At 60.0% G+C, this 14485-nt stretch carries 17 protein-coding genes; 14 read left to right on the forward strand and 3 right to left on the reverse strand.

Annotation, left to right across the window (positions count from 1 at the left end; genetic code table 11):
- Nucleotides 1-62 precede the first annotated feature (62 nt).
- The 4 genes from ACFSR7_RS17030 to ACFSR7_RS17045 all read left to right on the forward strand — a co-directional run bounded on the left by ACFSR7_RS17030 (nt 63) and on the right by ACFSR7_RS17045 (nt 3218).
- Nucleotides 63-560: an RNA polymerase sigma factor gene (locus ACFSR7_RS17030; RefSeq protein ID WP_378163557.1), complete on the forward strand. Its 498-nt coding sequence runs from the start codon at nt 63-65 to the stop codon at nt 558-560.
- A complete protein-coding gene (locus ACFSR7_RS17035; RefSeq protein WP_378163559.1) occupies nt 541-1410 on the forward strand; it encodes a hypothetical protein in 870 nt (289 codons plus the stop codon). Before ACFSR7_RS17030 ends, ACFSR7_RS17035 begins: the two co-directional genes overlap by 20 nt.
- A 213-nt stretch (nt 1411-1623) precedes the next feature.
- Entirely contained in the window at nt 1624-2049 is a 426-nt protein-coding gene (locus ACFSR7_RS17040) for a MarR family winged helix-turn-helix transcriptional regulator (RefSeq protein WP_378163561.1), read from the forward strand.
- Between the two features lie 77 nt (nt 2050-2126).
- Nucleotides 2127-3218: a YhgE/Pip domain-containing protein gene (locus ACFSR7_RS17045; protein WP_378163563.1), complete on the forward strand. Its 1092-nt coding sequence runs from the start codon at nt 2127-2129 to the stop codon at nt 3216-3218.
- 90 nt (nt 3219-3308) lie between these two features.
- Here the strand turns inward: ACFSR7_RS17045 and ACFSR7_RS17050 are convergent, their stop codons facing one another.
- The gene (locus ACFSR7_RS17050; RefSeq protein ID WP_378163565.1) at nt 3309-3710 is read right to left on the reverse strand and encodes an exosporium protein C; all 402 of its coding nucleotides are present in this window, start codon (nt 3708-3710) and stop codon (nt 3309-3311) included.
- 153 nt (nt 3711-3863) lie between these two features.
- Here ACFSR7_RS17050 and ACFSR7_RS17055 point away from each other — a divergent pair, with 153 nt between their 5' ends.
- The 4 genes from ACFSR7_RS17055 to ACFSR7_RS17070 all read left to right on the forward strand — a co-directional run bounded on the left by ACFSR7_RS17055 (nt 3864) and on the right by ACFSR7_RS17070 (nt 7176).
- The gene (locus ACFSR7_RS17055; RefSeq protein WP_378163567.1) at nt 3864-4382 is read left to right on the forward strand and encodes a GNAT family N-acetyltransferase; all 519 of its coding nucleotides are present in this window, start codon (nt 3864-3866) and stop codon (nt 4380-4382) included.
- A 238-nt stretch (nt 4383-4620) separates the two neighbouring features.
- On the forward strand, nt 4621-4818 hold the full coding sequence (locus ACFSR7_RS17060; RefSeq protein ID WP_378163569.1) for a hypothetical protein: 198 nt from the start codon (nt 4621-4623) through the stop codon (nt 4816-4818).
- Between the two features lie 235 nt (nt 4819-5053).
- Nucleotides 5054-5782 (forward strand): hypothetical protein, encoded by a 729-nt coding sequence (locus ACFSR7_RS17065; protein ID WP_378163571.1) that lies wholly within the window; start codon nt 5054-5056, stop codon nt 5780-5782.
- 41 nt (nt 5783-5823) lie between these two features.
- Entirely contained in the window at nt 5824-7176 is a 1353-nt protein-coding gene (locus tag ACFSR7_RS17070) for a polysaccharide deacetylase family protein (protein ID WP_378163572.1), read from the forward strand.
- A 57-nt stretch (nt 7177-7233) separates the two neighbouring features.
- Here ACFSR7_RS17070 and ACFSR7_RS17075 read toward each other — a convergent pair whose 3' ends face one another.
- Both ACFSR7_RS17075 and ACFSR7_RS17080 read right to left on the reverse strand, forming a co-directional pair.
- A complete protein-coding gene (locus ACFSR7_RS17075; protein WP_378163574.1) occupies nt 7234-7884 on the reverse strand; it encodes a DUF2306 domain-containing protein in 651 nt (216 codons plus the stop codon).
- A complete protein-coding gene (locus ACFSR7_RS17080) occupies nt 7877-8014 on the reverse strand; it encodes a hypothetical protein (RefSeq protein WP_378163576.1) in 138 nt (45 codons plus the stop codon). Before ACFSR7_RS17080 ends, ACFSR7_RS17075 begins: the two co-directional genes overlap by 8 nt.
- Before the next feature lie 214 nt (nt 8015-8228).
- On the opposite strand from ACFSR7_RS17080, the gene ACFSR7_RS17085 reads away from it, so the two are divergent.
- From ACFSR7_RS17085 to ACFSR7_RS17110, 6 genes are all read left to right on the forward strand, one after another.
- The gene (locus ACFSR7_RS17085) at nt 8229-8921 is read left to right on the forward strand and encodes a response regulator transcription factor (protein WP_378163578.1); all 693 of its coding nucleotides are present in this window, start codon (nt 8229-8231) and stop codon (nt 8919-8921) included.
- Nucleotides 8918-9988, forward strand: coding sequence for a sensor histidine kinase (locus ACFSR7_RS17090; protein ID WP_378163580.1), 1071 nt, complete (start codon nt 8918-8920; stop codon nt 9986-9988). The genes ACFSR7_RS17085 and ACFSR7_RS17090 overlap by 4 nt, the downstream gene beginning before the upstream one ends.
- A 21-nt stretch (nt 9989-10009) precedes the next feature.
- On the forward strand, nt 10010-10288 hold the full coding sequence (locus tag ACFSR7_RS17095) for an SDR family NAD(P)-dependent oxidoreductase (RefSeq protein ID WP_378163582.1): 279 nt from the start codon (nt 10010-10012) through the stop codon (nt 10286-10288).
- Nucleotides 10289-10558: 270 nt separating this feature from the next.
- Nucleotides 10559-12109 carry an argininosuccinate lyase gene (argH, locus tag ACFSR7_RS17100; RefSeq protein WP_378163584.1) on the forward strand — a complete coding sequence of 517 codons (1551 nt, stop codon included), beginning with the start codon at nt 10559-10561 and terminating at the stop codon, nt 12107-12109.
- On the forward strand, nt 12102-13049 hold the full coding sequence (locus ACFSR7_RS17105) for an amidohydrolase family protein (protein ID WP_378163586.1): 948 nt from the start codon (nt 12102-12104) through the stop codon (nt 13047-13049). Before argH ends, ACFSR7_RS17105 begins: the two co-directional genes overlap by 8 nt.
- Entirely contained in the window at nt 13046-14434 is a 1389-nt protein-coding gene (locus ACFSR7_RS17110) for a sugar ABC transporter substrate-binding protein (RefSeq protein ID WP_378163588.1), read from the forward strand. The genes ACFSR7_RS17105 and ACFSR7_RS17110 overlap by 4 nt, the downstream gene beginning before the upstream one ends.
- Nucleotides 14435-14485 lie beyond the last annotated feature (51 nt).

Raw genomic sequence — 14485 nt, forward strand, 5'->3', positions numbered from 1 at the left:
ACCGCCCGCCGTGAAAAATATCCGCGCCCTCAGTTGTATTCAATGGGAAAGGAGGTGCTGAGGTGTACAATTCATTTGAGCTCAATGAATCTGTGCGACGGGCCTTGGATCGATATTCGCAAAGTCTGATCAAGATCGCCTTCGCCTACTTGAAAAATATGGCCGATGCGGAAGAGGTGGCGCAGGACGTATTCCTCGCCTATCTGCAAAAGCGTCCCGTATTCGAAAATAACGAACACGAAAAAGCGTGGCTGATCCGCACCGCGATCAATAAAAGCAAAAACATGCTCAAAGCCGGCTGGTTCAAAAGCCGCAATCCGGTTCCCGAAAACCTGAGCTACCTTCCGCGGGAAGAGAACGAGGTCCTGCAGGCCGTGCTCGCGCTGGACAAGAAGTACCGGATTCCGATTCACCTGCATTATTACGAGGGCTATTCGATCCAGGAGATCGCGGACATTTTGCAGGCCAAGCCCGCTACGGTCGGGACCTGGCTCGCCAGAGGACGGATGCTGTTAAAAGAGAAGATCGGAGGCGCAGAGGATGAAGCGTTCAGTATATAAATCCGCGATGTCTCATTTGAAAACGAGCGAGGACTTTAACGAGGCAACGTACCAGAAGTTAATGAAAGAAATGGAAAAAACGGAGCCGGGCGGCTCGGTTAATCAAATACAATCCAAGGAGATGGCTAAAATGGAAAAGGCAAAGAAGAAGACGTTGACGGGTTGGACGGTTGGGGTAGCGGCGTGCGCGGTGCTGGCAGTCGGTATCTTCGCAATCAATCAGAACGGCCCGACGAAGGATTCGGTCGCATCCCCGTCGGAGACGGCCCAGCCTTCGGCTGTCGCGACTGCAAAGCCTCCGATTATGGGCAAGGTACAGGTCAACATCGACGGTGTGATCACCGAGGTGAGCGCGGACGGCAAGAGCTTCAAGATCGGCGACCTGTGGGTAGAAGTTACGGATCAGACGAAGCTGGGCAGCAACGAGCCTACTGCGACCGCGCCTTCCGAAGATCTGCTGCAGAAGGAATTCAAGGTCGGCAACATCGTGTCCGGCTTCACCTCCCAGGATGTGGCTTCGGGCCGCGTGACGGCGGACGTCATTTACAACAACATGGCACCGGCAAAGGAGGAAGCCCCGATCAAAGGCAAAGCGATGGTCAACATCGACGGCGTTATCTCCGAAGTAAGCGAGGACGGCAAGAGCTTCAAGGTGGGCGATCTCTGGGTGACCATTACGCCGGACACCGCCATGGGCATCGACGGCCCGACGGCCGCAGAACCGTCCGATGAGCTGCTGCAAAAGGAATTCAAGGTCGGCAACATCGTATCGGGCTTCACGAGCGAAGACGTGAGCACGGGCAAGGTTAATGCGACGCGCATATACAACAACATGGCGCCGCAGCAATAAATTGAATTAAGCATGCAGGCTTAGCCGCCTGTAATCGCTCCAGCCGAAACCTCCGTCGCAAGCGGAGGTTTTTGGCAAGCATACATACATGCATGTATCTACGCTTGCGATTGTATGAAGCTTGAACGGTTTGCTCACCGCACGACCCATTGACTTTTAATCGGATTTTCGGAGATAATAGGCCATGCTAGTATTTGAGGGGGCCAGCACGGAATGGATCTCAGCGATAACGCCATCGGCTACTTGTTGTCGAGAGCCTATTTTCTGCATAAAAAGAAAGCGACGCATTTGCTTGAAGCGTTCGGCATCACCCCGGAGCAATACGGCATTCTCCATCAGCTGAACAAGCAGGAGGGAATCACGCAGAAGGCGCTCGCCGAGCTGCACGGCAAAGACCAGACGAGCATCGGCAAGACGCTCGAGCGGCTCGAAAATAAAAAGCTGATCGTCCGAAAGACCGACCAGGTAGATCGCAGGGCGATCTTGCTGTATCTGTCGTCCGAGGGCAAAGCGCTTTATGGGCAGACGTTTCCCGTCATGCAAGGCTTGAACGGCGATCTGGTGGACCTCATTACGCCGGAGGGGAACGATCAGCTCACTGCGCTGCTGCGCAAGCTCAATCAGGCTTTAAACAGCTGACCCGACAGCTGCCTTTTTTTACGCAAATACATGCACAGCCTATTATCGGCTGAGCTATTAATTGGAGGAGTACACGAATGAACGCCGTTATTGCCGCATTCAGAGGTTTCTTTAAATTATTGCCGACCAAAGTCGGGCTTACTTTTGCTTTTGTCCTGCCGGTGCTGTTCTCCGTCGTGTGGATGACAGGCTATAACGGCGCGACGGAGCGTCTCGGCCAGCTTAAAGTGGGAATTGTGAACGAGACGGGCGAGGCCGGGGCGGCGATCGAGCAGGCGATCAAGAATAGGATGCCTTACGATTTTGCGAGCTACAGTTCGCTGCAAGAAGCGCAGAAGCAACTGAACGACGGGGAGGCGGACATGATCGTGTCGATCCCCGCGAGCTTCTCCGCGGATGCGCAGGCCGGGCAGGGAAAGTTGACGTTTTATCTGAACAAGACTAGCGCAGAGACCGCGAACGGAATCCTGTCGGCATCGGCGGCACAAATCTCGTCGAGCCTGAGCCAAAGCCAGTACGGCGATTCGTCTCAAGCGCCTATCGCGGCCAACATGGTCACCTTGAACGATAAATCTAACTTTGCGACGAATATGCTGCCTATGATCCTTGGATTCATTACGTATATCGCCGTGATGACGATGAATATCCAACTGAATATCGGCTCCATGATGCTGGGTCGCTGGCACGGAAAGTGGCAGATCTTCTGGGCCAGGCAGCTCATTTATGCGGGCGTGGCGGTGTTCGCATCTCTGCTGGCCACAGGCGCTTCCAGGCTGTTCGTAGAACCTGCCGCTTCGTTCGGGGAAATGTGGGGCTTCCACATGCTGGTCTATGCGGCATCCATCTGCCTGACGCAAATGACCTTCGCGCTGTTCGGCGGTCTGGCTGCTTTAGTAAACACCGGGCTGATTCCCTTTCAGCTCATGACCGCGGGCAATATCGTCCCAGCAGCCATGCTGGCGCCCGCATACCGCCATGTCGGCGATTTTCTGCCGGCCTCTAACGGCGTCCAAGGCTTTTTCCGATTGGTCTATGGCGGCGGTTCGATCTCTTCGTTTGCGCTCCATCTGGCGCTCATCGCCGTCATTACCTGGGGCATCACCATCGCCCGTCTTGCCTGGAGCAAACCGGCGGCCCAGCCGGTGGGGCAGCCTGCGCCGTCGCACTGAGGGCCGACCATGACGGACGGAAAAGCGGACGTCGCGAAAGGCACGCGAAAAAGACAGCCCTCGACCTGCGAGGACTGCCTTCTTTCCTGATTAAACGGTATAAACGGCGGCGCTAAGGTTGATCGGTCCGATGACGGTGGCGGTTAAGCCGGCAGTCAGTTTCTCGATCGACAGCGTGTAGGCATGAGGGCCGGGCGTCGCATTGTCGAAGGCTTGGAGCGTGACGACAGCGAACTGCTCGAAGCCGGATTCGATGCCTTGGCGCGAGTAATAGATCACTTGCCCGTCGCGGAAGATGCGGAACAATACGCTTCCGACGCCGACGTCGCCCCGGATACCGACCGAAGCCATGAGCTGGACGGTGTTTGGGATGGAAGGGACGGTAGCGATGACGGTAGCAAGGCCGACCCCCTGAGGCGTCTGAGGTACGGGGATTTGCACGCCGTCCGCAATCGGAGTGACCGATGTTGCGTTGTAGCTGACGACTGACATTGTTGTTCACCCCCTGTGTTAGAGATAAAATAAGATATGACAGGCTGTCGGTCTTGGAATGGACAAACTAATCGCTGCAAAAGCACCATTTTTAAGCGCGAAGCGTGGGGCCGAGTACGGCGATCGGCAGGCGAACGGGAGGTTGTATTCGAAATGGCGCAAGAAACGTGGGCATGCCGCCCGGCGAACGCAGCGGATGCGGAGACCTTGGCCGGTCTTGCCTCGGAGATCTGGCATGAATATTACGGGGCGCTACTATCCCTTGAGCAGATCGTCTATATGGTGGACAAGTTCCAGTCGAAGAGCGCGATCGCGGATCAGATGGAGCGGCAAGGCTATGAATATTTTCTGATGCGGGCCGAAGGGGTCGACGTCGGGTACTTGGCCGTCAAGGCAGAGGACGGGAAGCTGTTCCTGAGCAAGCTGTACGTCTTGAAGGCGCATCGGGGGCACGGCTATGCGAGCCGCGCCATGGCTTTTATGACGCAGCTGTGCCGGGAGCGGGGACTTGGCGCCGTCTGGCTGACGGTCAATCGGCACAACGAAGGATCGATCGCGGTGTACGAAAAGAAAGGCTTCAAAAAAGTGCGCAAGCAGATCGCGGATATCGGGAACGGTTACGTGATGGACGACTTTATTATGGAGAAAGAGATCCGCGAGACCGACGGTTGACGCCGCGTCTCGAACGCTTCCTGGCCCGTAGTCGATCCAGGCGGCGCTTCTCGACAGGCAAACGCGCTCTCGGCGCGCCGGCGCTTTTCCATGTTCTGAGGGGCGAAGAAGCTGTCCTACGTCCATCATGACTGCATTTGTACATGTATTTACTGCCGAATTGCTGCACGTGATGGAATACCTGCAAATGTGCAGGTAAATTCAATACAAGAGCCGGGAATCAGGCTGGAGGAGGAAAATGCCTGCATTTTTGCATCTTTTCTTCTTGAAAGGATCGAAAGTGGCAAAAAAAGATGCATATTTGATATTTGCAGGCATTTCGGCGAAAGAACAACGCGGGCGGCGATCCCCCGACCCGTCGGAACGGCTGGCGGATGAGCCTTCGACAAGCGTTCCGTATCAATCAAGATTCGGGTATACGCAATTCCTAAAATGACCGTCAGGGCGAGCTCCCAGCTGCCTTGACGGTTTTCGTCTTCTTCATGCCAAGCTCGGAGTCATGCTCCTGGCCCGATGATGGCGCTATCATCATGATTCCCCCTTCTTTTAGCCTAAACCTCGGTATACAAATAGGTACTTCGGCCCCGCAAATAAATTGGAAAATTCATCTATAATGAAAGGAACATATTTCGACATGAATCAACATTTATTCAGAAAAGGTGAATTCGTCGATGTTTTCTCCCTTCCTTAAAAAGAAGAACGGCGCGGAGCAGCAGCCTTCGCGCGACGATAAAGGCTTGAGGAAGGAACCGGACGAGACGCAGGCGGAGGGGGCATCCTTCGCGGCGGCGACGCCCGAGCCGATTCAAGCGTCGCCGGACGCCGTTCTAGTTCAGAAGAGCCATATGGATAAAAAGTCGCTCGATCTCATTTTCGCCGTCGAACAGATGATCAAGGAAAAGCAGCATATCGAGATGAGCCACCAGGACTTGCAGGACCGGCTGAGCCATGCCAACGGCCAGGCGGACAGGCTGAACCGGGATCTTAGAAATCTGGGCAAGGTGATCGAGGAGCGCGAGAAAAGTATTCAGGAGCTTGAGCAGCGATTGCTCGACAAAAACCTGAAGGTGGATCAGATGATGGAGGATTACCGGGAGCTGCAGGCCGCGCTTACCGGCGAGATCGAGGAGCTCAAGGGCATCGTCGAGCTTGAGCGCCAGAACTATGGCGGCTTGCTCCAGAAACACAACGGCACCTCAGCGGAGAAAAACAGGAAGATCGGCGAGCTTGAGGAAAAAAACGAGCGGCTCGAAGCGGAGCTCGCCCAGATGAAGCAGAAGTTCGAAGCGCTGCGCCAGGAGAAGACGCATCTGCTGACGATCGTGAACGACTTCACCAACCGGCTCTCGTCTCCATTCGCATCGAACGCAGGCCGGCTGGATAACGTCTCCGCCGACTAAGGCTTTAGAATCGGGATCGGGAACAGAAGGGCGAAGACGGCATGGAAACCTACAGCATACAGGTGATGGAGCTGCTGTCGCTCGTGCGGACCGCGGACGGCAGGCGCCGGATCGAATTAAGCGTGTCCCGCGAGGACAGGCAGGATACATACGAGATCGATATCGACGAGCGTACTTATTCGGAATTGGAAGCCTTGCGGCCGCTGGACGGCGGCAGGGCGAGGCTCTCGCCGTACCCCAAGTGGGATCCGTACCGGCAGACTTATTATAGCGCGCTGATCAGAACGACGAGCGCGTCGAGGGACACGCTGTATTTTGCATGCAGCGAAGCGTATCTGGAACAGGTCCGCCGGATTTTGCAGGCCGAGCCTTGGCCGCTCGCGGCCGGCAGCGCAGATCGGGCAAGCAGTCAAGGGCAGCCGGTCCGTCGCCTAGCTCCGCTCTTGCGCAAGGTTGCGGCCCGACGTTCGCGGCTGTCTGCGCTGGTTCTCCTGCTGCTGTGCGGGTCGGTGGCCGTTCTTTACGTCTCCGCAGGAGGGAAGGCGGATGCGCTGCCGGGCGGAGAGGCGCGAGGCGCGGCGGTGAAGCCGGTCAGTGTTGCGGGGGCAGGCACCTCGACGGTCCCTGGCGCCGCGGGGGACGCCGCGAAGAATGCGATGAAGGACGCCCGGCAGGAAGCCGCGACCCATGCCGATATCCGCGCGGACGATCCTGGGGACGCCCATACAAATGTTGCGGCGGATTCCGTCGTGCAGACGGCGCCGGTGCAAGCCTCGCTCCAGCAGGACGCCAAGGCGACGGGATCCGTCATCGTGGATATCGATGAGAAGAAAAAATTTTACGGACTGCCCAAGGACGAAGTCGCTTTAACCTTCGATGACGGGCCTTCCCCGCTTACGAAGAAGATCGTGGACATCTTGACCGAGCATCAGATCGCGGCAACGTTCCTGTTCATCGGAAAAAACGCGGAGCGCCATCCGGAAGGCGTGGTCTACGCGCACGAGCACGGCATGTCGATCGGGAACCACTCCTGGGATCACAGCGTGCTGACCAAAGCCTCGGCGAAGGATCAGAGCAAAAATCTGTCCATGACGAGCGATCTGCTGGAATCTCTGACGAAGGTGCCGGTGACGCTGTTCCGGCCGCCGTACGGCGCGGTCGATGAAGCGCTCGTCTCCGCAGCCGCGAAGCAGCGGATGAAGACGCTCCTGTGGAATCGGGATCCGGAGGATTGGAACGCCAAAAGCGCCGAGGATATCATCCGGTACTTCCGCGAGGTCGAGTCCGCCGGCGGCGTGTACGTCATGCACGAGGACAAGCATACCGTAGAGGCTTTGCCCGCCATCATCAAATATTTAAAAGAGAAGCATTTAAAATTCGTTATTTTTAAATAGAGAGATACGGTCGAAAAGAGCGGCTCCCCACGGGAGCCGTTTTTTGGCGCCAAAGCGCTACTGGTGCGTGAACGTTCCGGTCCTCTGCGGTTTCCCGTCGGTCCGTCTGACGATGAGCTCCGCGATGGCGGCCAGAATCAGGATCGTGGCGTAGACGCTGATGGCGTACGCCGTCTCGTAGCGCATGCCGTGCAGACGCGTCAACACCGTTTCGACCAGGTGAATGGTCACGTTCGTAAAGCAGAATGCGTAGCTGCGAATCATCCACTGGCGGTGCCGGTCGACCTGCCGGCGTTTGATCTGCACCAGCGCAGTTGCCGTCACGGCGATCCAGATCAGGTTCAGCAGGTTGAAAGCCATGGATACAGGACGTCCCCCGGTGGCATACGGCGCCATATACCCGGAAGTGATACAGACCCCGAGTACGCTGATCAGATACGCATACCCGACGGCCCGGTGTCGGCCTCTACGCTCGCCTTTGGGCGGGTCCGCGAAGTTAAGCGCACCAGCCAGAAGCGCCAGGCAGGCACCGGCGATATGGATATCGAGCACGCGCAGCCATGCCGGCAGCCGCAGCGGGTGGGCGATTCCGGTCTTGTGCGCGAGAAAGGAGACGGCGCCGGGATCGATCGCGAACCGGTTCAGGAGCGTCCAGGCGACGAGGCCGGCCGAGAGGGCGACGAGGAGGCGGTAAGGCTTCTTAATCATGGCCGTCGTGGCCTCGTCTGCGAAAGCCGCGTCCGCCGCGTAGGCGGGCGAACCGGAAGGCGACGAAGACGAGCAGCGAGATCCCGAACCACAAGTTGGCCGAGAGCAGGAGTTGACTAGGGAACGACATGCGAATCTCTCCTTTTGATTGGGGGTGTGCGCTTTCTCCGTTAACTGTAAGCGGAAAGTGTCGCAAATCGGGGGGACCAATCGTCACGAAACCATCAACAAGTCGTCACGAAGCGAGCGGGTGAGGCGTCCGGCTGAATGGGGATGCTATACTGGCTTTATGAAAGGCGAGCGGGACTCGAACGAGCGGCAGTGCGCGCTGGGGAGGATGGATTATGCGGCAACGGACGATTCTGGCCGTAGACGATGACGAGAGCATCGTGGAGCTGATGCGTGACTTTCTGGAGAACGACGGCTTCCGCGTGCTTACGGCGCGCCACGCCGAGGAGGCGATGGCGCGGTTCCAATCGTCCGACATACATCTGATCCTGCTGGATATCATGATGCCGGGGCAGGACGGCTTTGAGTTCTGCCGCAGAATTCGCGCGGTCAGCGGCGTGCCGATCCTGTTCCTTAGCGCGCGGGACGACGACATGCACAAGATTCGGGGCCTTGGCATTGGCGGTGACGATTATATCGTGAAAACGGCCTCCCCAAGCGAGATTGTCGCGCGGGTGAAGGCCGCGCTGCGGCGGGCGGAAGCGCCCCCGATGCATGGTGCGCCACGGCTGCTTGATTTCGGCCGCCTGCAGGTCGATCCGGCTAGCCGTGACGTGAAGGTGGACGGCGCCAGCGTGCCATTGACGCCCAGGGAGTACGACCTGCTCCGACTGCTGTGCGAGCATCCCGGCCAAGTGATCACCTACGAGCAGCTGCTCCGGCAATTCTGGGAGGGCATCGGCGACAAGCATACCGTCCGGGTTCATATCGCCCGGCTGCGGGAGAAGATCGAGCCCGACCCGGAACAGCCGGGCTATGTGGCGAACGTGTGGGGCGTCGGTTATCGCTTCGAGGGCAGGCCCCGATGAGGCGCGTACGCATTCGAAGCTTCCTGGTGCTCGCGCTGCTGGCCGTTCTGACCCTCTCCTGGGCAACATACGTGACTGCCGCGATCGCGGAGGCGGGGGCGCTTCATCTCGGCGAAGGGCGGCCGAGCCGTGCAGGCATTTGGATCGCCGCGCTCGCCGGCGCGCTGCTAGCCGCCGCCTTTCTCGGGTACGGCTTGCGGCGCTGGGTCGTGAAGCCGCTCGAAGCGATGGGACGGGGCGCACGGGAGATCGCAGGCGGAGATCTGGACGTCGCCCTGCCCGACTCCCGGATCCGGGAGATCGCGGAGGTGCGGGACGGATTCGAGGCGATGGTCGCGGGACTCCGGCAATCGCTGTCGGATCGGGAGGCGCTGGAGGAGGAGCGGCGTTTTTTCATCGGGGCGATCGCTCACGACCTGCGGACGCCATTGTTTGCGCTGAGAGGATATCTCGAGGGCCTCGAGCAAGGGATCGCCGCTTCGCCGGAACAGGCGAAGAAGTACGCGGCGGTATGTCAGGACAAGGCAGGGCAGCTTGACCGCCTGGTATCGGATCTGTTCGCTTTCGTAAAGACGGAGTACCCCCGGACGGCTCATGCGGGAGAAACGCTGGATCTGACGGAGGAGGTGCGGCGTGCGGTCGAAGGCGTGCGCGGAGCGGCGGAGTCCAAGGAAATATCGATTGTAGCGGAGCCTCCGGGCGCCGGGCCGAGCGCCATACGCGGCGATGCCCACCAGCTCTCCCGCGCCTTCGGCAACCTGCTGGACAACGCAATGAGGCACACCCCGCCGCAAGGCACCGTTGTCGTACGATGCAGGCAGGAAAGCGAGCGCATTTCGGTGATCGTCAGGGACACAGGTTCGGGGTTCGCGCCGGAAGACCTGCCCCGCGTCTTCGAGCCTCTGTACCGGGGCGAGTCGTCGCGCAGCCGGGACACGGGAGGCGCGGGTCTCGGCCTGGCCATCGCGCGGCGCATCTTCCGGGCGCACGGCGGCGACCTGACCGCGGCCAACCGGCCGGAAGGCGGGGCGGAGCTCAGCGGCTGGATCCCGCGGGCGCGCGACTAATGCCGGGCTGCCCTTTGGCAAATGCTTAACAACGAACTCGCCCAGCGGATCGCCACCCCGGCTTATGCGGCTTCCAAGGCGGCGCTCAACATGCTGACGGCATACTGGGCGCAGCGGTCGAAGGGTACGAATCTCAAGGTCAATTCCGTTCACCCGGGCCTGGTCAAAACGCGTATGGGCGGCGATAAGGCGGAGCTGTCGGCGGAGGACGGCGCGATCACAGCCGTTCGTCTGGCGACACTGCCGGAGGACGGGCCCACGGGCGGGTTTTTCTACATGGACAGCGAGCTTCCGTGGTAATGTCCGGCAGGGCGAGTTGCTGGAAAATCTGGCTCAAAGGGATTCTCTTATAAAAAGTGCCGATCGCAGTATAAGGAGATTCTATAACCAAAACGATTGACGTTTCCAGAATACGGATGCTAGTATGATCAAATAAGACCAAACAAGTAGGTTTTATAGGAATAATGAAAAACGTTCTACCAGATCACTGGAGACCAAGTCCTTGCCCAAGGACTGCGGTCTCCTTTTCTTTTGGGACAGGTCGAGTCAGCAGGACGGGAGCGAGTCAAGATGACTGAGCCGCTGGAGCGGAGTCGGGAGGAAGGGGGGCGGTTTCCCGGAAAAACCTATGCGGAAGTCGTGCTGGAGCCGGCTTACGAGCAGGCCAAGCGTGAGCTGCTGGACCCGATGATCGCCATCAACAAGGCCCATTTTATTATGCTTTGCGAGCAGCGTCTTTTAGCCGAGGACGAGGCGGATCTCATCGCCCGGGCGCTGCGGAAGCTGGACCCGGGTGAACTGCGGGACCGCCGCTACACCGGCGAGTTCGAGGATTTGTTTTTTGAACTGGAACATGAGCTGCATCTGGCCGGCGGCGAGGCGACGGGCAATCTGCATCTGGCCCGCAGCCGCAACGATATGGGCATCGCCATCTACCGGATCGTGCTCCGGGGGAAGCTCCTCGGCACGATTCAGGACGCGCTAGAGCTGCAGGATCGGCTGATCGCCTTTGCCCGGAGCCATACGGAGACGCTCATGATCGGCTATACGCATACGCAGCAGGCGCAGCCGACGACGGTAGCGCACTATATCGCTGCGGTGTCCGATTCGCTGACCCGCGATATCCGGCGGCTGCGGGCCGCGTACGACAACTGCAACCGCAGCAGCCTGGGAGCGGCCGCCCTTACGACGTCCGGCTATGCGATCAGCAGGGAGCGGACGGCCGAGCTGCTGGGCTTCGACGGGATCGTGGAAAATGCCTACGACGCGGTCAGCGGCGCGGATTACGTCGGCGAGATCGCGACCGCCGCCGCGCTGGCCGCCGTCGATCTCGGCAGGTTCACGCAGGAGCTGTTGCTGTGGGGCACGCAGGAATTTTCGGCCGCCCGCGTGTCCGATCCTTATGTACAGATCAGCTCGATCATGCCCCAAAAGCGCAATCCGGTATCGGTCGAGCACCTGCGTTCGTTGCTGTCCGCCTGCGCCGGGGACGCCCATACGGTGCTCGCGATGATGCACAATACGCCGTTCGGGGATATCGTCGATACCGAGGACGATCTGCAGCCCTATGCTTGGCGGAGCTTGCAGACGCTGTCCTCGGCGTACCGGCTGCTGGCGCGTATCGTGGAGACGCTGGAGATCCAGGCGGGCGTCCTGCGGCGGCGGGCCGAGGCCAGCTTCGCGACGGTAACCGAGCTGGCGGATACGCTCGTGCGCAAGGAAGGGCTGGCCTTCCGTACGGCGCATGCCATCGTCGCGTCGCTCGTGCGGACCGCGACCGGCGCCGGTCTGACCGTCCAGGCGCTGACGGTCGGCATGCTGAACGAGGCGGCGCAGGAAGTCATCGGCCGGGCGCTGTCGATCTCGGAAGCCGAGCTCGCGCAGGCGCTGGATCCGACGCACTTCGTGGCGGTCCGCCGGTTGCGGGGCGGCACGAATCCGCGGGAGGTGGAGCGCGCGCTCGCCGTGCAGGATGCGTTGCGGCAGGCTTCGCTCGACTGGGCGCAGCGGACCCGCGCGGCGATCGACGCCAGGCTTGGCGAACTCGACGCGCTGCTGGACATCCGGATCCGCTCCGAGCCAGCCGACCGAACGAATGAAGGAGGAACAGCCATTGTTTAGAGCCGGCTTTCAAGTATTCGATATCCACGGGCATCTGCCCTACAACTATCCGATCTCGCAGAGTCGGCACGACAAGATCGTCCGTTACGGCAGCGAGAGAGCCGAGCGGATGCGTCTCACCTGGGATCTGCCGGCGTCCGAGCCCGACCCCGATCAGGCGCAGCGTCCGCTGATCGCGCGCTGGAAGGACGAACTGGACCGCTACGGAATCGGCGGACTTAACTTCCTGACCGGCTGGACGAACGACGAGCTCGCCGCCCAGATCGCGACCGCGCCCGACAGGTTCACCGGCTTCGCATCCCATCCGATCGAGCGGCCTGACGCCGCGCAGGAGCTGAAGCGCGCGGTCGACGAGCTCGGCCTCCGGGGCTACAAGCTGTTCGGTCCGCTCACGCCGATTCCGTTCGACGACGCCTCGCTTGAGCCTGTGTGGGAAGTCGCGGCGGAACGCGGCCTGCCGGTGCTCATTCACTTCGGACTGCTCGGCCACGCGGGCGGCATCGTCCAGCATCTGAACATTAATCCGCTGGCTATTTTTAACGTCGCCCGTCGCTACCCGGACATTCCGTTCATCATCCCGCACTTCGGATGCGGCTACTTCCAGGAGCTGCTGCACCTGTGCTGGAGCTGTCCCAACGTATACGTCGACACGTCGGGCTCCAATCAGTGGGTACGCTGGATGCCCTACGAGCTCACGCTGGAGACGCTGTTCCGCAAAACCTACGAGCTGATCGGACCGGAGCGCATCCTTTTCGGCACCGATTCGCTCAGCTTTCCCAGAGGCTACAACTACCGGTACTTGCAGGACCAGACCCGCGTGACGCGCGATCTGCGCTTTTCGGACGCCGAGATCGAGGCGATCTTCGGCAACAACGCGAGGAAGCTGCTGAACCTTGCGCCGTCCATACCACGATCCGAATTAAAGGAGACGAACCGATGACGACAAAAACGACTTATACGAAACCTTTATCCGCGCTGGCGATCCTGACCCTGCTGCTGACGGCCTGCGGCGGCAACGGCGGGAACAAAGCCGAAGGGGCTGCGGCTTCGCCCGCCGCGGTGCCGCCATCCGCATCGGTGGCGGCCTCCGGCTCCGCATCGCCCGCAGCGGCAAGCGACACCAGCCAGGAGAAAGTGACGATCGAATACTGGCAGTACGAGTATCCGGCCAAAGTGACGCTCATCGACGAGCTGATCAAGGAGTTCCAGACGGAAAATCCGAATATCACGGTCAAGCAAACCAATTTCCCGTACGATCAGTACAACGAGAAGGTCGCGACGCTCGTGCCGGCCGGCAAAGGGCCGGACGTCATCAACCTCTATTACGGCTGGTTGCCCAAATACGTATCGTCCGGCTTCCTGCAGCCGCTGCCCGAGTCGGCGTTCCCGGCCGCCCGGATCGAGAGCGATTACTATCCGCTCGTGAGCGCGGCCAAGATCGACGGCTCCTATTGGGCGATCCCGACGGCGGTCCGCACGCTGGCCTTGTTCTACAACAAGGACCTGTTCGTGAAGGCGAACATTGCGCAGCCTCCGGCCACGTGGGAAGAGCTCGTCGAGGACGCAAAGAAGCTGACGGAGAAGGACGGCAAAGGACAATTCGTCGTCGAGGGCTTCGCCTGGGAGCCAGGCGCGCAGCTGCACCACTGGTACCGCGACGGCTTGCTGCCGCAAGCGGGCGGCCAGGATCTGAGCGACGACCGGCGCCATATTTTGTGGGCGGATACGCCGGCCGGCCTGGAAGCCTTCCAGTACCTGATCGACTTTGCGGTCAAGCACAAGGTGGGCACAACGGGCGTATTCACCGACGACGCCACCGCCTTCAAGACCGGCCATGCGGCAATCAACATTGACGGCTCGTTCCGCCTCGGCTCCCTCAAGAAGGATGCGCCGGACCTTCAATACGGCATCGCGCCGCTGCCCGCCTACAAGAACAAGTCGGCGCCTTCCTCGTTCTGGGCGAACGCGATTCCGAAGAACGTATCCGGCGCGAAGCTCGAAGCCGCGACCAAGTTCCTGCAATTCCTGACGAGCAAGGAGGTTCAGGAGAAGTGGGTGGATCAGGTCGGCGAGCTCCCGGCGCAGCGTGCGGTAGCCACGCAGGACAAATACTTGAACGACGAGAAGCTCGGGCCGTTCATTAGCCAGCTGGACAACAGCAAGGCCCACTTCTTTATCGACGAGACCGGAGAGCGCACGCTTTTCGTCGACGCGACGAACGAGGTGCTGCTAAACCACGTGCCGGTCGAGCAGGCGTTCAAGGATCTGGTCGCCAAGACGCAGAAGCTGTACGACGACTATTGGGCCAAGGCGGACAAGAAGTAAGGTCGCCGGCGGCATCGGACGGATCGGGGCGCCTGCGGACAGGCCGGCGCT

The organism is Cohnella sp. GCM10020058, assembly GCF_042683485.1.
GTDB lineage: Bacteria > Bacillota > Bacilli > Paenibacillales > Paenibacillaceae > Cohnella.